This window comes from Streptomyces sp. NPDC019890 (assembly GCF_044903445.1).
GTDB lineage: Bacteria > Actinomycetota > Actinomycetes > Streptomycetales > Streptomycetaceae > Streptomyces.
Window position 1 is genome coordinate 123,498 of the sequence record NZ_JBJDQK010000012.1, and the last position, 19,279, is coordinate 142,776.

17 protein-coding genes are annotated in these 19,279 nt (G+C 70.4%); 10 read left to right on the forward strand and 7 right to left on the reverse strand.

What is annotated here, in order from left to right; translation table 11 throughout:
• Nucleotides 1–43: 43 nt before the first annotated feature.
• The 5 genes from ACI2LP_RS28310 to ACI2LP_RS28330 all read left to right on the forward strand — a co-directional run bounded on the left by ACI2LP_RS28310 (nucleotide 44) and on the right by ACI2LP_RS28330 (nucleotide 6,971).
• Nucleotides 44–1,387 (forward strand): ABC transporter ATP-binding protein, encoded by a 1,344-nt coding sequence (locus ACI2LP_RS28310; RefSeq protein WP_404727348.1) that lies wholly within the window; start codon nucleotides 44–46, stop codon nucleotides 1,385–1,387.
• A gap of 93 nt (nucleotides 1,388–1,480) precedes the next feature.
• The gene (locus ACI2LP_RS28315) at nucleotides 1,481–2,875 is read left to right on the forward strand and encodes an aldehyde dehydrogenase family protein (RefSeq protein ID WP_404727349.1); all 1,395 of its coding nucleotides are present in this window, start codon (nucleotides 1,481–1,483) and stop codon (nucleotides 2,873–2,875) included.
• A gap of 19 nt (nucleotides 2,876–2,894) precedes the next feature.
• Complete coding sequence (locus ACI2LP_RS28320) at nucleotides 2,895–3,974, forward strand: zinc-binding dehydrogenase (RefSeq protein WP_404727350.1); 1,080 nt, start codon at nucleotides 2,895–2,897, stop codon at nucleotides 3,972–3,974.
• 423 nt (nucleotides 3,975–4,397) lie between these two features.
• Complete coding sequence (locus ACI2LP_RS28325; RefSeq protein ID WP_404727351.1) at nucleotides 4,398–5,798, forward strand: MFS transporter; 1,401 nt, start codon at nucleotides 4,398–4,400, stop codon at nucleotides 5,796–5,798.
• Between the two features lie 102 nt (nucleotides 5,799–5,900).
• Nucleotides 5,901–6,971 carry an isopenicillin N synthase family dioxygenase gene (locus ACI2LP_RS28330; protein ID WP_404727352.1) on the forward strand — a complete coding sequence of 357 codons (1,071 nt, stop codon included), beginning with the start codon at nucleotides 5,901–5,903 and terminating at the stop codon, nucleotides 6,969–6,971.
• Here ACI2LP_RS28330 and ACI2LP_RS28335 read toward each other — a convergent pair.
• On the reverse strand, nucleotides 6,962–7,912 hold the full coding sequence (locus tag ACI2LP_RS28335) for a DMT family transporter (RefSeq protein ID WP_404727353.1): 951 nt from the start codon (nucleotides 7,910–7,912) through the stop codon (nucleotides 6,962–6,964). The genes ACI2LP_RS28330 and ACI2LP_RS28335 overlap by 10 nt on opposite strands.
• A 57-nt stretch (nucleotides 7,913–7,969) precedes the next feature.
• Entirely contained in the window at nucleotides 7,970–8,611 is a 642-nt protein-coding gene (locus ACI2LP_RS28340; RefSeq protein WP_404727354.1) for a TetR/AcrR family transcriptional regulator, read from the reverse strand.
• Between the two features lie 63 nt (nucleotides 8,612–8,674).
• Between ACI2LP_RS28340 and ACI2LP_RS28345 the strand changes: the two genes are divergently transcribed.
• The 3 genes from ACI2LP_RS28345 (at nucleotide 8,675) to ACI2LP_RS28355 (ending at nucleotide 10,907) form a co-directional block, all read left to right on the forward strand.
• Nucleotides 8,675–9,826: an acyl-CoA dehydrogenase family protein gene (locus ACI2LP_RS28345; RefSeq protein ID WP_404727355.1), complete on the forward strand. Its 1,152-nt coding sequence runs from the start codon at nucleotides 8,675–8,677 to the stop codon at nucleotides 9,824–9,826.
• A 102-nt stretch (nucleotides 9,827–9,928) separates the two neighbouring features.
• Complete coding sequence (locus tag ACI2LP_RS28350) at nucleotides 9,929–10,216, forward strand: YiaA/YiaB family inner membrane protein (protein ID WP_404727356.1); 288 nt, start codon at nucleotides 9,929–9,931, stop codon at nucleotides 10,214–10,216.
• 64 nt (nucleotides 10,217–10,280) lie between these two features.
• On the forward strand, nucleotides 10,281–10,907 hold the full coding sequence (locus ACI2LP_RS28355) for a TetR/AcrR family transcriptional regulator (protein WP_404727357.1): 627 nt from the start codon (nucleotides 10,281–10,283) through the stop codon (nucleotides 10,905–10,907).
• Here the strand turns inward: ACI2LP_RS28355 and ACI2LP_RS28360 are convergent.
• On the reverse strand, nucleotides 10,895–11,356 hold the full coding sequence (locus ACI2LP_RS28360; protein ID WP_404727358.1) for a MaoC family dehydratase: 462 nt from the start codon (nucleotides 11,354–11,356) through the stop codon (nucleotides 10,895–10,897). The two genes, ACI2LP_RS28355 and ACI2LP_RS28360, sit on opposite strands and share 13 nt — an antisense overlap.
• A gap of 94 nt (nucleotides 11,357–11,450) precedes the next feature.
• On the opposite strand from ACI2LP_RS28360, the gene soxR reads away from it, so the two are divergent.
• Nucleotides 11,451–11,930, forward strand: a complete 480-nt coding sequence (soxR, locus tag ACI2LP_RS28365) for a redox-sensitive transcriptional activator SoxR (RefSeq protein WP_404727359.1) — start codon at nucleotides 11,451–11,453, stop codon at nucleotides 11,928–11,930.
• Nucleotides 11,931–12,104: 174 nt separating this feature from the next.
• Here soxR and ACI2LP_RS28370 read toward each other — a convergent pair whose 3' ends face one another.
• The 3 genes from ACI2LP_RS28370 to ACI2LP_RS28380 all read right to left on the reverse strand — a co-directional run bounded on the left by ACI2LP_RS28370 (nucleotide 12,105) and on the right by ACI2LP_RS28380 (nucleotide 14,663).
• The gene (locus ACI2LP_RS28370; RefSeq protein ID WP_404727360.1) at nucleotides 12,105–13,175 is read right to left on the reverse strand and encodes an RNA ligase (ATP); all 1,071 of its coding nucleotides are present in this window, start codon (nucleotides 13,173–13,175) and stop codon (nucleotides 12,105–12,107) included.
• 14 nt (nucleotides 13,176–13,189) lie between these two features.
• Nucleotides 13,190–13,951, reverse strand: coding sequence for a 3-keto-5-aminohexanoate cleavage protein (locus tag ACI2LP_RS28375; RefSeq protein WP_404727418.1), 762 nt, complete (start codon nucleotides 13,949–13,951; stop codon nucleotides 13,190–13,192).
• Between the two features lie 100 nt (nucleotides 13,952–14,051).
• The gene (locus tag ACI2LP_RS28380) at nucleotides 14,052–14,663 is read right to left on the reverse strand and encodes a hypothetical protein (protein WP_404727361.1); all 612 of its coding nucleotides are present in this window, start codon (nucleotides 14,661–14,663) and stop codon (nucleotides 14,052–14,054) included.
• A gap of 308 nt (nucleotides 14,664–14,971) precedes the next feature.
• Between ACI2LP_RS28380 and ACI2LP_RS28385 the strand changes: the two genes are divergently transcribed.
• Nucleotides 14,972–17,773: a penicillin acylase family protein gene (locus ACI2LP_RS28385; protein ID WP_404727362.1), complete on the forward strand. Its 2,802-nt coding sequence runs from the start codon at nucleotides 14,972–14,974 to the stop codon at nucleotides 17,771–17,773.
• Between the two features lie 37 nt (nucleotides 17,774–17,810).
• Here the strand turns inward: ACI2LP_RS28385 and ACI2LP_RS28390 are convergent, their stop codons facing one another.
• A complete protein-coding gene (locus ACI2LP_RS28390) occupies nucleotides 17,811–19,109 on the reverse strand; it encodes a serine-threonine protein kinase (protein WP_404727419.1) in 1,299 nt (432 codons plus the stop codon).
• Nucleotides 19,110–19,279: the final 170 nt, after the last annotated feature.

Below are 19,279 nucleotides of genomic sequence, written 5' to 3' on the forward strand. Positions count from 1 at the left end.
TTTCAGGCGTCCCAGCCTGCCCCTCCTGCACCGGGGGAAATCCATGAGTCGCGCCATCTCTCTGCGCAGCGTCAGCAAGAGGTACGAAAGAACCAATCGCGCCGTCGACCGGTTCTCCCTCGACATCGAACCGGGGGAGTTCGTGGTGCTGCTCGGCCCCTCCGGCTGCGGCAAGTCGACCGTGCTGCGCATGATCGCCGGCCTCGAGGACATCACCGAGGGGGAGCTGCTGCTCGACGGCGAGTACGCCAACCACATCCCGCCCCGTGAGCGGGAGATGGCCATGGTGTTCCAGAACTTCGCGCTCTACCCGAGCATGACCAACCGCGAGAACATCAGTTTTCCGCTGCGTCTCGAGAACCCGCGCCTGGACTGCCGGCCGCAGGTCGAGGCCACCGCGCGGATGCTCGGCATCGAGGACGTCCTGGACCGCTATCCCAGCCAGCTCTCCGGCGGCGAGCGCCAGCGGGTGGCGATGGGCCGGGCCATCTCCCGCAAGCCCTCCGTCTTTCTGATGGACGAGCCGCTCTCCAATCTCGACGCCAAGCTGCGCAACCACCTGCGGGCCGAAATCTCCCAGCTCACCACCGAGTTGGGGGTCACCACCGTCTATGTCACGCACGACCAGGCAGAGGCGATGTCACTCGGTGACCGGGTCGCGGTGATGCGCGGCGGCGTGCTCCAGCAGGTGAGCACTCCGCGCGAGACCTACGCACTGCCCCAGAACGTCTTTGTCGCCGCCTTCATCGGCACGCCGCGCATCAATCTGCTGCAGGCGGTCGTCTATGCGCCGCTGGACGGCCGGATGTCGATCGACCTCGGTAAACAGCGGCTGCCGCTGCCCGAACCGCTCAGCCCCGACCATCAGTTGCTCCGCATCCAGCAGGGCCGGCAGATCATTGTCGGCCTGCGCTCCGAGTCCACCCGGATCGCCCCGCCCAGCCAGGCCCGCCCGGGCGAGGTCGCGCTGACCGGGATCGTCGAGCACATGGAGTACCAGGGGCACGAGGCGCTGGTGCACTTCAACACCGGCTCGCAGCCCGCCGTGGTCGCCGATCTCGAGTCGCCGCGGCCGGCGGCCTCGGTGCGCCGGCGCCGCAGCCGAAGCGGCCCGAGCGTGCTGGCCCGGCTGAGGGAGCGCGCCGTCGCCCATGTGTCGGGGCCCGTGGTGGCACTGGACGACCCGGAGCCGCGGGCGGGGACGATCGCCACGGAGCGTCCGTCCGTGGCCGCGAGCGATCTGGTGGTGCGGACGGGACCCGATGTACGGCTGCGTACGGGTGCCCAGGTGCCGCTTCTCGTGGACCTCGCTCATCTGTATGTCTTCGACCACCACGGCCGCAGAATCTGCCCGGCTCCCACCGACCTCCCCGGGCTGGACGCCTGAGGACTCTCGTTACGCTCCAAGGGCACCTGGCGTCCAAAAACTAACACCGCTAGTTTGGGGGTGGACGACTACCGCAGGCTCTGGAGGAGTGCCATGAAGGCTCACGACGGGATGTATATCGGCGGCCAGTGGCGACCCGCCGCCGGACCCGACGCGATCGCGGTGGTGAACCCGGCCGACGAGCAGGTCATCGCCCATGTCCCGGCCGGTACGGAGGAGGACGTCGACGCCGCCGTGCGGGCGGCCCGTGCGGCGTTCCCCGCCTGGGCCGCCACCCCGCCCGCCGAGCGGGCGGCAAGGATCGGGGCCCTGCGCGATGTGCTCGCGGCCCGCCAGGACGAGATCGCCGAGACCGTCACCGCGGAGCTCGGCGCGCCGCCCGCGCTGGCGCAGACGGTCCACGCCGGTCTGCCGGTCCTGGTCGCGGGCTCGTACGCGGAACTGGCCGCCTCGTACTCCTTCGAGGAGAAGATCGGCAACTCGACCGTGCTGCTGGAGCCGGTCGGTGTGGTCGGTGCGATCACGCCCTGGAACTATCCCCTGCACCAGATCGTGGCCAAGGTGGCCCCCGCGCTCGCTGCGGGCTGCACCGTCGTCCTCAAGCCCGCCGAGGACACCCCGCTGACCGCCCAGCTCTTCGCCGAGGCCGTCGACGAGGCCGGACTGCCCGCCGGCGTCTTCAACCTGTTGACGGGCCTCGGCCCGGTCGCCGGACAGGCTCTCGCCGCCCACGAAGGCGTGGACCTGGTCTCCTTCACCGGCTCGACCGCGGTCGGCAGGCAGATCGGCGCGACCGCGGGCGCTGCCGTCAAGCGGGTCGCCCTGGAGCTCGGCGGCAAGTCCGCCAATGTCATCCTGCCGAGCGCCGACCTGGCCAAGGCCGTCAGCGTCGGCATCGCCAACGTCATGTCCAACTCCGGCCAGACATGCAGCGCATGGACCCGGATGCTGGTCCACAAGGACCAGTACGAGGAAGCGGTGGCGCTCGCCGCCGCCGCGGTCGCCAAGTATGTGCCGGGCGAGCGGGTCGGCCCGCTGGTCAACGCCAAGCAGCAGCAGCGCGTACGCGGCTATATCGAGAAGGGCGTCGCCGAGGGCGCCCGCCTGGTCGCCGGCGGCCCGGACGCTCCACGGGAGACGGGCTACTACGTCAGCCCCACCGTCTTCGCCGACGTCACGCCGGAGATGACTATCGCGCAGGAGGAGATCTTCGGGCCGGTCGTCGGCATGCTGAAGTACGAGGACGAGGACGACGCGGTCCGTATCGCCAACGGCACCGTCTACGGCCTTGCGGGCGCGGTCTGGGCGGGCGACGACGCGGAGGCCGTCGCCTTCGCCCGCCGGATGGACACCGGACAGGTCGACATCAACGGCGGCCGCTTCAATCCCCTTGCCCCGTTCGGCGGTTACAAGCAGTCGGGCGTCGGCCGCGAGCTCGGCCCGCACGGCCTCTCCGAGTACCTCCAGACCAAGTCCCTCCAGTTCTGATTCGGGAGCCTGACGCATCATGGTCCGCGCCGCCGTACTGCCCGCCGTCGGCTCTCCGCTGGAGATCACCGACATCGAACTGCCCGAGACCGGCCCCGGCCGGGTCAGGGTCCGCCTCGCCGCCGCCGGGGTCTGCCACTCCGATCTGTCCCTGTCCAACGGCACCATGCGGGTGCCCACACCGTGCGTCCTCGGCCACGAGGGCGCGGGCACCGTCGTCGCGGTCGGCGACGGCGTCACCCATGTCGCCCCCGGAGACGGTGTCGTCCTCAACTGGGCGCCGTCCTGCGGGAGTTGTCACCACTGCCGGATCGGTGAGGTGTGGCTGTGCGCGGGCGCCCTCGCGGGCGCGGCGAGCGTGTATGCCCGCACCGCGGACGGCGCCGAGCTGCACCCCGGCCTGAACGTCGCGGCCTTCGCACAGGAGACCGACGTCGCCGCGAACTGCGTCCTCCCGGTCCCGGACGGCATCCCGCTCACCGACGCCGCCCTGCTGGGCTGCGCGGTACTCACCGGGTACGGCGCGATCCACCACTCCGCCCGGGTCCGCGAGGGCGAGTCGGTCGTCGTCTTCGGCGTCGGCGGGGTCGGCCTCGCCACCCTCCAGTCCGCCCGGATCGCGGGCGCGTCGACGGTCATCGCCGTCGATGTGTCCGCGGAGAAGGAGGCCCTGGCGCGGCGGGCGGGTGCGACCGAATACGTCATCGCCTCCGACACCACCGCGAAGGAGATCCGGGGGCTCACCGGCGGCCAGGGCGCGGACGTGGCGATCGAGTGCGTCGGCCGGGCCGCCACGATCCGTACGGCCTGGGAGTCGACCCGCCGTGGCGGCCGCACCACGGTCGTCGGCATCGGCGGCAAGGATCAGCAGGTCAGCTTTAACGCGCTGGAGATCTTCCACTGGGGCCGCACGCTTTCGGGCTGCGTCTACGGCAACAGCGACCCGGCGCGTGACCTGCCGGTTCTCGCCGAGCATGTGCGAGCGGGACGCCTGGACCTGAGCGGTCTGGTGACGGAGCGGATCGGGCTGGACGGGATCCCGGCGGCGTTCGACAACATGCTGGCGGGCAAGGGCGGAAGGGCGCTGGTGGTCTTCTAATCCGCGGAGGCTTCTCGGGGCTCCGCCCCTTCCGTGAACCGGGGCTCCGCCCCAGACCTCGCCGGGGCTGAATTTCCCGCCGGTCGGCCCGAACATTCAGGCCGACCGGCGGAATTCAAGCCTGTCTGGGGTCCCCCCGGACGAAGTCTGGGGGAGATTGAGGACACGCCCCCTACGGGGGACCTTCAGCGGGCGTCCGGGGTTCGGGGCGGAGCCCCGGAAACCAGCCCCGCCGGCGTTTGAGGCGCTGGGGGTCCCCCCACGCCCGCAGGGCGTAGGGGGGCAGGTCTGGGGGCGGGCCCCCAGTTCGGCCAGCGGCGGGCAGGGGAAAATCCCACCGCTTGCGCAAACCATTGACGCCATACCGCCCGGTCGGTACGGTCCCCGCACTCCTCGTCCCCGCACCCACCGGAGTGTGCACGTATGGACACCCCCGCTCAGTCCCCCGACACCCACCGCCGACGCGTCGCCACCGCCGCCGCCCTCGCCTCCGCCGTCGAGTGGTACGACTACTTCGTCTTCGGCATCGCCGCCGCCCTCGTCCTCGGCAAGCTCTACTTCCCCTCCGGCAGCTCGTCCGCCGGTGTACTCGCCGCCTTCGCCACCTTCGCGGTCGGCTTCCTCGCCCGCCCCATCGGCGGCGTCATCGCCGGCCAGCTCGGCGACAAGCACGGCCGCAAGCCGATGCTGGTCCTCGCGCTGACCCTGATGGGCCTCGCCACCACCGGAATCGGTCTCCTCCCCACCTACGAGACCATCGGCATCGCCGCCCCGGTGCTGCTGGTGCTCTTCCGCGTCGTCCAGGGCATCGCGGTCGGCGCCCAGTGGGGCGGCGCGATGCTGATGGCCACCGAGTACGCCCCCGAGGGCAAGCGCGGGCTCTACGGCAGCCTCGTACAACTCGGCGTCCCCATCGGCGTGGTGAGCGCCAACACCGTCTTCCTGATCGCCGGGGCCGTCACCAACGACACCACCTTCGCCGCCTGGGGCTGGCGCGTCCCCTTCTTCGTCGGCTTCCTCGTTCTCGCCCTCGCCTGGTACATCCACAACCGCGTCGAGGAGACCCCCGAGTTCCGCAAGGCCGAACAGGCCCTGGCCGCACAGGAGAAAAGCGAAGCCCCCTCGCCGCTCCGTACGATCCTGCGCGAGCACCTCGGCACGGTCTTCCTGGCCGGCGGCTCCTTCGCGGTGAACACCGCGACCTTCTACATCATCATCACCGGCGTGCTCGACTACGCGACGCGCGAGCTCGACATGAAGCGCGGCGCCGTGCTCACCGTCTCGCTCTGCATCAGCATCACCCAGCTGGTGCTGATACCGGCGTCCGCGGCCCTCTCCGACCGCATCGGACGGCTGCGCATCTACGCCGCGGGCGCGGTCGGCCTGCTCGTCTGGGCGATCCCCATGTTCCTGCTGATCGACACCAAGTCGCTGCTCTGGCTGGCCGTCGGCACCTTCGTCACCAGCTGTTTCCTGAGCATCATGTACGGGCCGCAGGCCGCGCTCTTCGCCGAGCTCTTCACCGCCGAGATGCGTTACACCGGGGCCTCGCTGGGCTACCAGATCGCGGCGGTCTTCGGCGGCGGACTCGCGCCGTTCGTGATGGTCCTGCTCCTGGAGGCGACCGGCACCTCGATGGCCGTCTCCGGCTACATCATCGGCCTCGCCGTCATCGCTCTCGTGTCGATCAGGATCCTGGCGGCGCGCGCGGCAGCCCGGGATTCCGCGCAGGCCGAGGGCGTGGATGCCAACGCTGAGGCCACCACCGATGCCGATGCCGAGGCCGAAGCGACGGCTGTAGCAAAGGCCGACGCACTGGATTGAGCCGGTTCCGTCTCTCGCCCGTGAGACCCCTGTGTGCGGCCGTCCCGCCTTCCCCCGCGGGGCGGCCGCATCCACTCACGAGCGAGAGGACCGACAACCGCGATGGCCGACCTGCCCGTCTTCGCATTACCCGACTCCGTCACCGCATCCCCCGCCGACCGTGCGCTCGGCGTCGCGATGGTGGAGGCGTGGCGCACCCACGGCATCTTCTACGTCGCCACCGACCCGGCCCAGCAGCAGATCACGGACTGGGCCTTCGAGGCGAGCAGGACGTTCTTCGCGAGACCGCTGCGCGACAAGGCCCGCCACATCAGCTCTGCCAGCTACAGCGGCTACATAGCCTCCGGCGAGGAGGTCACCGCGGGCGAGGCCGACTACTCGGAGATCTTCACCGTCTGCAAGGACGTCCCGCCGGCCGACGCCCGGGCCGTTTCCGGCTGGCCCTGCCACGGCCCGGTGCCCTGGCCGGACGACGCGTACCAGTGGTCCATGCAGGCCTTCATGGCCGGACTGGGCTCACTGGGGGAGACGTTGCTCAGGCTCACCGCGCTCGGCCTGGGACTCGACGACCCCGCCGCGCTGACCGACCTCACCGACGACGGCTGGCACCATATGCGCGTACTGCGCTTCCCCGCCGAGTCCAGCGAGAGCAGCCGGGGGATCGGTGCCCACACCGACTACGGACTGCTGGTCATCGCCGCGCAGGACGAGGTCGGCGGGCTCTGGATCCGCCCGCCGGTGCCGGGCGAGCACCGCAACCGGAACTGGCTGGAGCACGAGAGCAGCGCCGGAATGTACGAGAACGAGGAGCCCTGGACCTTCGTCGCCCCCGTCCCCGGCACCCTGACCGTCTTCCCCGGCGACATCCTTCAGCTCCTCACCGGCGGCCGACTGCTCTCGACCCCGCACAAGGTGCGGCTGGCCGACCGTGAGCGGTACGCCATGGCGTACTTCCACGAGCCCCACTTCAATGCCTGGGTGGAACCGCTGAAGGACGCGCGGGGCGCCGATCCCGCGGGCGCGCCGGACGGGGAGAACCGGCTGCACTACGGCACCCACTTCACCAATATGTTCATGCGCTGCTATCCGGAGCGGACCGCGACGACCCGGCTGCGCGAGGAGGGCGGCCTGCTCACGCTGGCCCGGCTGAGGGAGAGTGCCCGTCAGCCCTGACGACGTCCGGCCCTGCTCGGCCGTGGGACGGCGTCGGCGGGCGGGGCCGGTCGCCTGGCCCGGGAGCGCGAAACGGCGACCCCGGCCAGACACAAGGCACCGCCCGCCAGCGTCAGCCCGCCCGGCACCTCGTCCAGCGCCAGCCACGACATCAGCACCACGAGAGCCGGCACGGCATAGGTCGTCGCGCCCATCCGTCCTGCCGTCGTACGCGCCAGCGCGTACGCCCAGGTCGTGAAGGCGAGCGCGGTGGGGAACACGCCCAGGTAGACCATGTTGAGTGTGGCCGACAGCGGTGCACGCTGTGCCTCGGAGACCAACTGCACGACGAACGGCATACAGGCAACCGCCCCGACCAGACAGCCGAACGTGGTCACCTGCAGAGCGCTGGCATGCGCCAGCGCGGGCTTCTGGCCCACCACCCCGCCCGCATACCCCACCGCCGCCAGCAGGCACAGCAGCACGCCGAGCGTGGAGGCACTGCCCTCGCCCGACATCGACAGACCCACGGTCACGGCTCCCGCGAACGACACCGCCATCCCGGTCAGCAGCCGCGGTGGCAGCGCCTCGCCCAGCACCCGCGCGCCGAGCAGCGCGATGAGGATCGGGCCGATGTTCACGACCATCGCCGCGGTGCCCGCGTCGACCTCCTGCTCGCCCCAGTTGAGGACCACCATGTAGACCCCGAACCAGAGCAGCCCGGATATGGCGATCCCCGGCCATGCGGCGCGCGGCGGCAGCCGCTCGCGCCGGACCAGCAGGACGCAGCCGAGCGCGAGAGACCCGGCGAGCAGCCGCCCGAGGGCGAGCGCTCCGGGGGAGTACGCCGCACCGGCGCTGCGGATGGACACAAAGGCGGAGGCCCACAGCACGACGGTGACGCCCGCGGCGGCCAGAGCGGGCCACTGTGTTCGGCGGGCGGAGGCGGAGGAATTCGTCATGGGGCGACCGTACGGCCTCGGCCCTTCGGCTCTCACCGCAATATTCGGGAGCCCGCGTCAGCGGCCGATCATCTCGTACTGGACGGTCAGACCGTCGATGAGCGCCCGCAGCCCCGTCTCGAACGCGCCCTCGTCCACCTTCTGCTGCCGCTCGGCGAGCAGATGCGCCTGACCGAGGTGCGGATAGTCGGCCGGGTCGTACGCCGTCTCGTCGTCGACGAAGCCCCGGGCGAAGGAGCCCAGCGCCGAGCCGGTGATGAAGTACCGCATCAGGGCGCCGATATGGGTCGCCTGGGCCGGTGGCCAGCCCGCGCGGACCATCGCGCCGAAGACGGCGTCGGCCACCTTGAGACCGGCCGGGCGGCGGCCGGGGCCGCGGGCGAGGACCGGGACGGTGTTCGGGTGGGCGGTCAGGGCCGCCCGGTAGGAGACGGCCCAGTCGTGCAGCGCGGTACGCCAGTCGCGGCCGTCGTCCTCGTCGAACATCGACAGGTCGACCTGGGCGCTGACCGTGTCGGCGACGGCGTCGAGGATCTCGTCCTTGTTGCGGAAGTGGTTGTAGAGGGACGGCCCGCTGACACCGAGTTCGGCGGCCAGCCGACGGGTGGAGACGGCGTCGAGGCCCTCCGCGTCCACGAGCGCACTCGCCGTCTTGACGATGCGTTCTCTGCTGAGCAGGGGCTTGCGCGGTCGGGCCATGCGGCACATAGTAGGCCTGCCGACAAGAAACTAGCAGTGGTAGTTAAAAGTGGGGGTGGACAGATGAATCTGGAACTCGACGAGGAGCAGACAGCCGTCCGGCAGCTGGCCAAGGACTTCGTCGACCGTGAGATCACCCCGCATGTCGTCGAGTGGGACCGCGCCGAGAGCGTCGACCGGTCGATCGTGAAGAAGCTGGGCTCGCTGGGCTTCCTCGGGCTCACGATCGACGAGGAGTACGGCGGCAGCGGCGGCAGCCATCTGGCGTACTGCCTGGCCACCGAGGAGCTCGGACGCGGCGACTCGTCGGTGCGCGGCATCGTGTCCGTATCGCTCGGCCTGGTCACCAAGACGATCGCCGCCTGGGGCGACGAGGAGCAGAAGCGCCAGTGGCTGCCGCGGCTCACCGCCGGGGAGGCGCTCGGCTGCTTCGGGCTCACCGAGCCGGGCACCGGGTCCGACGCCGGAAACCTGACGACCAGGGCCGTACGGGACGGCGACGACTACGTCATCAACGGCTCCAAGATGTTCATCACCAACGGCACCTGGGCCGATGTGGTGCTCCTCTTCGCCCGTACCGACGACACGCCCGGACACCGCGGCGTCTCCGCCTTTCTGGTGCCCGCCGACACCCCCGGTCTGACCCGTCGCACCATCCACGGAAAGCTCGGCCTGCGCGGCCAGGCCACCGCCGAGCTGGTGCTCGCGGATGTGCGGGTGCCGGCCGCCGCCCTGCTGGGCCCGGAGGGCAAGGGCTTCTCCATCGCCATGTCCGCACTCGCCAAGGGGCGGATGTCGGTCGCGGCGGGCTGTGTCGGGATCGCGCAGGCCGCGCTCGACGCGGCCGTCGGATACGCGGGCGAGCGCGAGCAGTTCGGCAAGTCGATCGCCTCGTACCAGCTGGTCCAGGAGCTGATCAGCGACATCTCGGTGGATGTTGCGGCAGCCAGGCTGCTGACCTGGCGGGTCGCCGACCTCGTCGACCGCGGTGAGGAGTTCGCCACCGCCGCGTCCCAGGCCAAGCTCTTCGCCTCCGAGGCCGCGGTGCGCGCGGCCAACAATGCCCTGCAGGTCTTCGGCGGCTACGGCTACATCGACGAGTACCCGGTCGGCAAACTGCTGCGCGACGCCCGGGTGATGACCCTCTACGAAGGCACCAGCCAGATCCAGAAACTGATCATCGGCCGCGCGCTGACCGGAGTCTCCGCCTTCTAGACACCCCCTGGCCCCCGGCTCTTCCGGCCGCGGCCGACCTGAGTACACAGGTGAGTACGGGAGCGGATGTGGCGCGGGCCACAGCCGCCGATCCTTGCCCGTATGAGTGAGACACCGGTCAAGCAGCAAAGCACCGCAGCCTTCTACGGACAGGCCGTGGCCTCCTTCGCCGTCGCGCTCGCCGCCGTCGGCCTCGGCATTCTCTACCTCGACGCCAACGCCTGGGTGCGCAGCTTCCTCGCCATCGCCGTCCTCTATCTCACGACATCGGCGTTCACCCTGGCCAAGGTGATCAGGGACCGCCAGGAGGCCGGGCAGATCGTCAGCCGCGTGGACCAGGCCAGAATGGAGAAGCTGCTCGCCGAGCACGACCCCTTCCAGAAGCTCTAAGCCTCTAAGCGCTTGCTCACCGTCGGGGTATGGTGTGCCTTCCGATGAACGGAAGGGGCGAGCGATGAGTACGGCGGAGGACACGGCCGACGAGGACATGCCGTGGGGTGAGGTCACGCCCGAGGCCGCACGGAAGCTGCTCGTTGCCGCCGTCGAGGCCTTCGCCGAGCGCGGCTACCACGCGACGACGACCCGGGACATCGCGGGCCGCGCGGGGATGAGCCCCGCCGCGCTCTACATCCACTACAAGACCAAGGAAGAGCTGCTCCACCGGATCAGCCGGATCGGGCACGACAAGGCCCTGGAGATCCTTTCGGCGGCGGCCGACGCCGAAGGCACCCCCTCCGAGCGGCTCGCCGACGCGGTGAGCTCGTTCGTACGCTGGCACGCCGGGCGGCACGACACCGCCCATGTGGTGCAGTACGAGATCGACGCACTCTCCGACGACCACCGTACGGAGATCATCGAGCTGCGCCGCCGGAGCGACGCCATCGTGCGCGGGATTCTGCGCGACGGCGTGGAGTCGGGGGAGTTCGACGTCCCGGACATTCCCGGCACCACGGTTGCGGTGCTGTCGCTCTGCATCGACGTGGCGCGCTGGTTCAACACCAGGGGACGCCGGACGCCCGACGAGGTCGGCGCGCTCTACGCCGACCTCGTCCTGCGCATGGTCGGTGCTCAGAAGAAGTAGCGGGACACCGACTCGGCCACGCAGACGGGCTTGTCGCCGCCCTCGCGCTCGACCGTGACGAGGGCGGTCACCTGCACACCGCCGCCCGCCTCCTCCACGCTCTGCAGTACGGCGGTCGCGCGCAGCCGCGACCCCACCGGTACGGGGGAGGGGAAGCGGACCTTGTTGGCGCCGTAGTTGATGCCCATCTTCATGCCCTCGACGCGCAGCACCTGCGGGACGAAGGTCGGCAGCAGCGACAGCGTGAGATAGCCGTGCGCGATCGTGGTGCCGAAGGGGCCGCTCGCCGCGCGTTCCGGGTCGATGTGGATCCACTGGTGGTCACCGGTGGCGTCGGCGAAGAGGTCGATCCGCTTCTGCTCGATCTCCAGCCAGTCGCTGTGTCCCAGTTGCTCGCCGACGCCGGCGCGCAGCTCGTCGGCGGAGGTGAAGATCCTCGGCTCAGCCATGTCCCTGGTCCCTGCCTCTCTGTTGTCTAAGCGCTTGCTCAGCATGAGTGGACGGACACGGTCCTGTCAACGGACGACCAGTAGGCTCCGAGGAGTGCCACAGATTCCCGAGAAGATTCACGAGCTCACGGTCGGCCAGCTGTCCGCGCGCAGCGGCGCTGCGGTGTCCGCCCTGCACTTCTACGAGTCCAAGGGCCTGATCAGCAGCCGCCGGACCAGCGGCAACCAGCGCCGCTACGGAAGGGACGCGCTGCGCCGCGTCGCCTTTGTGCGTGCGGCCCAGCGCGTCGGCATCCCGCTCGTTACGATCAGGGAGGCCCTCGCGGAACTGCCCGAGGAGCGCACGCCCGACCGGGACGACTGGGCGCGGCTGTCGCAGGCGTGGCGCAAGGAACTGGACGAGCGGATCAACCAACTCGGCCGGCTCCGCGACCACCTCACGGACTGCATCGGCTGCGGCTGCCTCTCGCTGGAGACCTGTGTCCTGTCCAACCCGGACGACATCTTCGGCGAACGAATGACGGGCTCCCGCCTTCTCCCGGGACGCCGCAGCGCGCCCAAGGCCGACGCCTGACGCGCGCGGGATTCCGCTCCTCAGCCGCCGGAGGAGAATTTCGGCCCGTCCGAAGATTGAGGGCACGCCCGAAGGGCATATCAGGCGTACCCGGCCGCCGGGCGCGAAAAGCGGAGGTGGGCCCGCACCCCCGTGACGGGCCCACCTCCGCTACCGGTCCTGACCGGCGCCGGTCTACTCGTACTCCGTGCCGCCCTTGCGGGTCAGATACGCCGGGCTGACCGCCTTCGCTATCGCCCGGCCGCCCACCACCGGGCTGTAGCGCTCGGTGGACGGGCGGATCACGACGCCCTCGCGCAGATGCAGCTCGCGCCCCGACACCGTCTCCCGGCCGCTCGCCAGCTCCAGCACCTTCTCGATGTCGTACGGGCCCTCGAACAGCCGTGGCACCAGCGGCAGTTCACCTTCCAGCAGCTCCACCGGGTCCAGCTGGCGGACCTGGCCGTCGATCTCCGCGGAGACGTCGAACACGGCGTAACCCAGCGCCTCGGAGCGGGCGTTGGCCCCATAACCCAAGTCCTGCACCCCCGCGCCGTACACCTCGGCGAAGATGCCGACCCGGCTTGCCCCCAGCTTCTCGGCCAGCCGCGCCGCGACCGCCGGGACGTCATGGCCGAGCACCGCGCGCCAGTACAGATTGCGCGGGTCCTCCTTGAGCGCAAGGCCCTTCGCGCCGAATCCCTTCGACGACACCTGCACTCTGCCGCCGTCCGCGGCGCTGTACGTCATCAGGCAGGCCGAGCCGTGCAGCTTCTCGGTCAGCACCACCGGCTCACCCGACTCGAAAATCTCCGGGTAGCGCTGAATGTTCTCGATGTCGACCCATGGCAGCAGATCGGGCGCCCGCTCCACCTCCCCGTCCATCGTCGGCGGGATCGGTGGCGACCACTTGGTGATCGAGAGCAGCTCCGCGAAGTCCGTGCCGGCGACGGCCGCCTGCGCCAGATCGATGTCCGCGAGCGCCCGCGGCCGGCAGACGATGCCCTGCGACAGTTCACCGCGGAGCCGCACCGCCTTGACCCGGTCGGAGGCTCTTCCGGCCAGCCGCCCGGTCAGACCCAGCTCCTCGATCAACTCGGCCGGGAGCACGGCCTGTTCCGGGATGTACACGGCGGCGTCACCACTGCGGTAGGCGCCCTTGGCGACGACCGCGCGATACAGGCCCACCTGGGCCAGTTCGAGCGCGTCGGCGTTCGGGTGCTCATGCACGGTCAGCAGTTCTGCGGTGACACGCAGCGTGGACATCGGCGTCTCCTCGATTACGGATTTCCGGTACCACTCTGCGGGCGGCGGCCGGGTGCGGGCCACTGAATATCGGCGCCGTCCCGGGCGGCGCGCACCAGTTGCGCGTTGGACAGGGCCGGCTGCCCGTCGGGCAGTACCAGCACGTCCTCCAGACCCACCCGTGTGTCCAGCCCCAGCCGCCGTGCGAGTCCCAACACCGGCCATGCGCCGCCGTCCTCGCCGTGCAGCAGTACGGATATGCCATGGGCCGGGCCCAGTTCGGCAAGGAGCGAGCGCGCCGACTCCTCGGCCGTGGCCGGGGCGGTGTCCATCACCTCGGCGAGCACCCGCAGGACACGCGGGGCCAGTGGGGAGGCCAGAAAGCGGCGCGGCCCGTCCGTGCCGGACCACAGGCCCGCCTCCACGCCGACCCCGCGCTCCAGCAGAGCTGCCGCGACCAACTCCGCGCCCGGCTCGTGCCAGTTGACCGAGGCGTGGTCGGGCAGCACCGTCCAGGCGCGGACGCGCTCCACCCGCCGCCCGGGATCGGGCTCGGCCCAGGCGCCCGTGGTCACGCCGACGGGGACGTCCACCACCGCCCGTATCGCCGTGACCACCTCCGCCACGGCGCGCGGCGACAGGGTGTCGGCGCCGCACGGCGTCTTGGGGTGCACATGCACCTCGGCGGCGCCGGCCGCGACAGCCCCGGCCGCGGACTCGGCCATCGCCCCGGGGGACAGCGGCACGGCAGCGCCGTCGCCCGCCGAACGGGGCCCGTTCAGACAGACCTGGATCATGCCTTCGATGGTGCCAGCCACCACTGACAACGCACGCCCGTCCTCAATCGCCGGGCGGTCCGGCGATTGAGGACCAGGGCGCAGGGGCGAGAGAAGAGCCTCAGGCCACCGACGCCAGTTCCTTGCGCCCCGCCCGCTTCGCCGCCGCCACGGCCTCGGACGTCAGCACGGGCTGCGGCACCACAATGCCGCAGCCCGTGCAGACCGGCCCGAACCACGGCTCGTTCGCCAGATCCTGTCGCCACACAATGTGCGTCCCCCCGCACACCGGGCACCCCGTGCCGGGTTCCGTCTCCAGCGCGGATATCAGTCGCCGCAGCACCTCGTCGAGCGGGGCCGAGGGGTGGGCCGCCGGCCTGTCGCAGCGCGCGACCCCGTTCCCGCCCCAGGTTCGCCGGTGCCAGTCGTCGATCGTTGCCGGCCGCCGCAGCCCATCATGCTTCTCCCGTTTGCGGCGGTCCGCGAAACTCTCCTCGTACGCGAGCCAGACGGCCCGCGCCTTCTCCAACTCCTCGAGCGCGGCCACCAGCCGCGCCGGATCGGGCGCCCGGTCCTCGGGTTCGATGCTGTGCCTCGCGCACAGATGATCCCAGGTCGCCCGGTGCCCATAAGGGGCAAAACGCTCCAGGCACTTGCGCAGTGAGTAGCGCCGAAGCGCCAGGTCACACCGCACATCGCGCACCTGTCTCGCAAGACTCCGGAAACCGGCCATCGCACTGCCACCTCCGTCGCTGGTACTTGGGCGTCGAAGAATGGACGTACGAGTCCCCCATCCGGCTCCATCGAATCCATCGGATATCCGATGGCGGCCATCAGCAGAACGTCCCCCGCGATGCAGTCCGCCCCATCCCGCCCTGAACGCAGGCCGGTTGGCGACGGGCTCGTCGCGCGCCACGGTCCCCGGGGAGCGGTGCCTGGCACGCCTCGTGTGGTGATACGGAAAAGGTGACGCATGTTCACCTTACTCGCGAGTCATACCGTCGGTAACCTCCGGCGCATCGGTCTCCCCGAGGAGTATCCATGCGACGACGCACCGGAAGACTCACAACTGCCACCGCCGCCGCGGTGTTCGCGCTCTCCGCCGGTCTGCCGGCTCCCTTGCCACAGGCCGCGGCCTCCGCCGATACCGCGGCCCCCACCGCAGCCGCAGCCGACGGCGACCTCTGCAAGGGGCAGTGCGCCGACATCCTGCCGCCGGGGCAGAACGGCAACGCGACCCTCGCCGACATCCTCGCCCACAAGGTCTTCGGCACCCGTCCCGGCCACAGCTCCGACCAGCTCGGCCGCTACGACTCCCTGGTCGGGGGCTACGGCGGACTCACCGACGCCAAGCTCAACGACTTCTTCAACGACTCCTCGTTCGGTGTTCCCGACGGCCAGGTCGAGTCCGTCACCACACCGCGCCCCGACGTCACGATCACCCGCGACAAGAAGAACGGCGTCCCCCACATCAAGGGCACCACCCGCTACGGAACGGAGTTCGGAGCCGGATTCGCCGCGGGCCAGGACCGCCTGTGGATGATGGACCTCTTCCGGCACATCGGCCGTGGCGAGCTCACTCCCTTCGCCGGCGGCGCGCTCGCCAACCAGGGCCTGGAGCAGCAGTTCTGGCCCTCGGCCCCGTACACCGAAGCCGACTACCAGGCGCAGATCGAGCGCATCCGGACCACCGAGGGTGCGCGCGGCGAGCAGGCCATGGCGGATGCGCAGGCGTATGTCGACGGCATCAACACCTACCGCGTGCAGTCCAAGAACGGGCGCTACTTCCCCGGCGAGTACGTCCTCACCGGGCACATCGACTCGATCACCAACGTCGGGGAGATACAGCCCTTCACGCTCTCCGACCTGATCGCCATCGCGTCCGTCGTCGGTGGCCAGTTCGGCGGTGGTGGCGGCGGTGAGGTGCAGGCCGCGCTCTCCCTGCTCGCCGCCCAGCAGAAGTACGGCCTGGTGGAAGGCACCAGGGTCTGGGAGTCCTTCCGGCAGCGCGAGGATCCCGAGGCCGTGCTCACCCTGCACGACGGCTCCAGCTTCCCGTTCGCCAACAAGCCCGCGAACCCTCGTGGCACCGCACTGCCCGACGCCGGATCGGTCGTCCCCGAACAGCTCGTGTACGACAGGACCGGCTCGGCGGGCAGCAATACCAAGTCCCCGCTGCGGGCCCCGGCAACGCTCAAGCCCGCCCAGGGCATGTTCGACGACGGGGTCATCGCGCCCGGCTCGATCGGCGGCAGGCGCGGTATGTCCAACGCGCTCCTCGTCTCCGGCAAGAGCACCGCGAGCGGCCACCCCGTCGCCGTATTCGGCCCTCAAACCGGCTATTTCGCGCCACAGTTGATGATGCTCCAAGAGCTCCAGGGCCCCGGCATCTCCGCCCGCGGTGTCTCCTTCGCCGGAGTCGGCATGTACGTCCAGATGGGCCGCGGCCAGGACTACGCCTGGTCCGCCACCTCCTCCGCCCAGGACATCACCGACACCTACGCGGTCGAGCTCTGCCAGGACGACGTCCACTACCTCTACCGGGGCGTCTGCGCCCCGATGGAGAAGCTGGAGAAGCGCAACGCCTGGAAGCCGACGGTGGCCGACTCCACCGCGGCCGGCTCCTACCGGATGCAGGTCTGGCGCACCAACTACGGCATCGTCACCCACCGCGCCAAGATCGGCGGCAAGCCCGTCGCGTACACCTCGCTGCGCACCACCTACCGCCACGAGGCCGACTCGATCATCGGCTTCCAGATGCTCAACGACCCGTCGTTCGTGACCGACGCCGCATCGTTCCAGCAGGCCGCTCACAACATCGACTATGCCTTCAACTGGTTCTACGCCGACTCCCGCACCGCCGCCTACTTCAACAGCGGCATGAACCCGGCGCGGTCGCCCGCCACCGACCCCGCGCTGCCCATCACGGCGGAGCGGCAGTACGAGTGGCAGGGCTTCGACCCGGCGAACAACACCGCCACCTACACGTCCTTCGCCCAGCATCCGCAGTCCATCGGCCAGGACTACTACATCTCCTGGAACAACCGGCAGGCCAAGGGGTACGCCACCGCGGGCTTCGGCTTCGGAGCCGTGCACCGCGGCGATCTGCTCAACGGCCGGGTGGCAAAGCTCGTCGCCAACGGCGGGGTGACCCGCGCCTCGCTCACCCGGGCGATGGCGGAGGCCGCCGTCACCGATCTGCGCGGGGAGCAGCTGCTGCCCGAGCTGCTGGCGGTGCTGCGCTCGGGGCCTGTCACCGACCCCCAGCTGAACACCGCCATCCAGCAGTTGGAGTCCTGGCGGGTCGCGGGTTCGCCGCGCAGGGAGACCTCGCCCGGCTCGCACGACTACACCCACCCGGACGCCGTGCGCCTCATGGACGCCTGGTGGCCGCTGCTGATCGAGGCCGAGTTCAGACCCGGGCTCGGCGACGACCTCTACCGTGCGCTCGCCGGGAACCTTCCGGTCGACGAGTCCCCGGCCGCGAGCCACCGCCCGACCGGCGGGCACAGCGGCTCCGCCTTCCAGAACGGCTGGTGGGCCTTCGCCGACAAGGATCTGCGCCAGGTACTCCGACAGCCGGTCCAGGGCCCCCTGGCGCAGACATACTGCGGCAACGGCGACCTGGCCGCCTGCCGTGACGCGCTCCTGGCCGCGCTGAAGCAGGCCACGGCCAAGCCGGCGACCGAGGTCTATCCCGCCGACGGCAACTGCAAGGCGGGCGAGCAGTGGTGCGCGGACTCGATCATCCACCGTGCGCTCGGCGGCATCACCCACCCGGCGGTCAGCTGGCAGAACCGCCCCACCTATCAGCAGGTGGTGGAGTTCCCCTCACACCGCTAGCCGTCAACCACCTCGGGCCGCACGGGCGTTGAACCCATCAGCGTCCGATGCGGCCCGCGGCGAGCACCACCCGGGCCAGCTCCTCGTGGCAGATGTCGTTGTGCGCACCGGTCGGCGGCCCGCCGCGCTTCACCACCGACGCCGCGTCCACGCTGACACAGCCCGAGGCCGGAACCCCCCGCCGCAGGGCCTCCTCCAGGGTCAGCTGCGCCAGCGGTCTGACGGCCTGGATGCCGTCGTGCCCCATCGCCCACCACCGCTTGTCGAGCCCGAGTGCGCTCCTGTCGTCCCCGGCCAGGCTGGACGCCAGCGGGTAGATCACCCCGAGCGCGCTGTCGTGCCGCGAATAGCAGGCCACCACCGGGCCGTCGACCCGGTGTTCCATCGTGCGCAGGACGCCGCCGCTGTGCGTCGCATGGGGCAGGCTCGAGGCGAACGCATAGTGGGAGAACGCCCCTTGAAGGAGCGTCACCGACTTCACGTTCCGTACGCCGTCGGGCAGCCCGCGCAGCGCGAAGGAGACCAGCCGCGCCCCCTGGCTGTGCCCGACCAGATGCACCCGCACATCGGGGGACGACCGGGCCAGCTGCCCGAGCAGCGGGCCGAGCCCCAGTTCGCCGACCGTCCCGGACCGCCGCTTCATCGCGTAGTACGTCGTCTGCCGCAGCAGCTCCTTCGCGCCCTTCCACGCCTTCTTGAGACCGCCGGGGAGGGAGAAGGACGCGTTGGCCATCTCCTTGTCCGTCATCTCGCCGGTCTCCTCCAGCGCCAGCGTGAAGCGGCGGCACATCGTGAGCGCATCCTCGAACAGCACGGCCGGCGGGCTCTGCTCGTCGTGCGGCAGATCGTCCGAGAAGCTGGCCTCAAGACCGCCGGCCGGTACCTCGGTCAACCGCCGTGCGAGCGCGCCGAACTCCGCGAACGCCGCCTCCGACTCCGGCTGTGCGTCGAGCAGCTGGGCCAGCCGCCGTACCGTCTCGTCATGCCCGGGGAACAGCTCGACCAGCGCGTCCTGCGTTGCCTTGTCAAGACCGGAAGCCGCCATGGGAGCGACGGCGGACGGCGTGAAGTCCGGAATTGGCTCGTCCGCGAACTTCATGGACGGCCAGACGACGCCGGCATACCCGAGCCGGACGCCAGGAGCGTTGGCCAGCAGGCCCGGGAAGGGTGCGAAGAAGGCCGAATACAGCCGGTTGGCGATGGTGGGCGAGCTGTTCCACCCGTGAGCGAACATCACGAGATCGGTGACGTCCAGCTCCGCCAGCCGGTCCCGCTGCGCGACGTTGACGTCGCCGTCCTTGTCGAAAGTGATCTCCCGGTACGGCTCCACGCTCATTTCCGGCATGACCGGCCCTCCCCGTTTTTGTCCCCTGATGAGACAGCATCCTGCGGGAAGGGAGGAACGGCCATACCTGTGACGGTGTTCGGTCGTGGCCGATTCCGGGTGGGCCGCGAAACTGTCGGCCACGGACCCGGATGACTGTCAGTCGGTCACAGACGGTCGGC

Bases quoted from the DNA above. Each gene is read 5' to 3' on its own strand.
- ACI2LP_RS28310 (WP_404727348.1), top strand. From the start codon at position 44: ATGAGTCGCGCCATCTCTCTGCGCAGCGTCAGCAAGAGGTACGAAAGA.
- ACI2LP_RS28315 (WP_404727349.1), top strand. From the start codon at position 1,481: ATGAAGGCTCACGACGGGATGTATATCGGCGGCCAGTGGCGACCCGCC.
- ACI2LP_RS28320 (WP_404727350.1), top strand. From the start codon at position 2,895: ATGGTCCGCGCCGCCGTACTGCCCGCCGTCGGCTCTCCGCTGGAGATC.
- ACI2LP_RS28325 (WP_404727351.1), top strand. From the start codon at position 4,398: ATGGACACCCCCGCTCAGTCCCCCGACACCCACCGCCGACGCGTCGCC.
- ACI2LP_RS28330 (WP_404727352.1), top strand. From the start codon at position 5,901: ATGGCCGACCTGCCCGTCTTCGCATTACCCGACTCCGTCACCGCATCC.
- ACI2LP_RS28335 (WP_404727353.1), bottom strand. From the start codon at position 7,912: ATGACGAATTCCTCCGCCTCCGCCCGCCGAACACAGTGGCCCGCTCTG.
- ACI2LP_RS28340 (WP_404727354.1), bottom strand. From the start codon at position 8,611: ATGGCCCGACCGCGCAAGCCCCTGCTCAGCAGAGAACGCATCGTCAAG.
- ACI2LP_RS28345 (WP_404727355.1), top strand. From the start codon at position 8,675: ATGAATCTGGAACTCGACGAGGAGCAGACAGCCGTCCGGCAGCTGGCC.
- ACI2LP_RS28350 (WP_404727356.1), top strand. From the start codon at position 9,929: ATGAGTGAGACACCGGTCAAGCAGCAAAGCACCGCAGCCTTCTACGGA.
- ACI2LP_RS28355 (WP_404727357.1), top strand. From the start codon at position 10,281: ATGAGTACGGCGGAGGACACGGCCGACGAGGACATGCCGTGGGGTGAG.
- ACI2LP_RS28360 (WP_404727358.1), bottom strand. From the start codon at position 11,356: ATGGCTGAGCCGAGGATCTTCACCTCCGCCGACGAGCTGCGCGCCGGC.
- ACI2LP_RS28370 (WP_404727360.1), bottom strand. From the start codon at position 13,175: ATGTCCACGCTGCGTGTCACCGCAGAACTGCTGACCGTGCATGAGCAC.
- ACI2LP_RS28375 (WP_404727418.1), bottom strand. From the start codon at position 13,951: ATGATCCAGGTCTGTCTGAACGGGCCCCGTTCGGCGGGCGACGGCGCT.
- ACI2LP_RS28380 (WP_404727361.1), bottom strand. From the start codon at position 14,663: ATGGCCGGTTTCCGGAGTCTTGCGAGACAGGTGCGCGATGTGCGGTGT.
- ACI2LP_RS28385 (WP_404727362.1), top strand. From the start codon at position 14,972: ATGCGACGACGCACCGGAAGACTCACAACTGCCACCGCCGCCGCGGTG.
- ACI2LP_RS28390 (WP_404727419.1), bottom strand. From the start codon at position 19,109: ATGAGCGTGGAGCCGTACCGGGAGATCACTTTCGACAAGGACGGCGAC.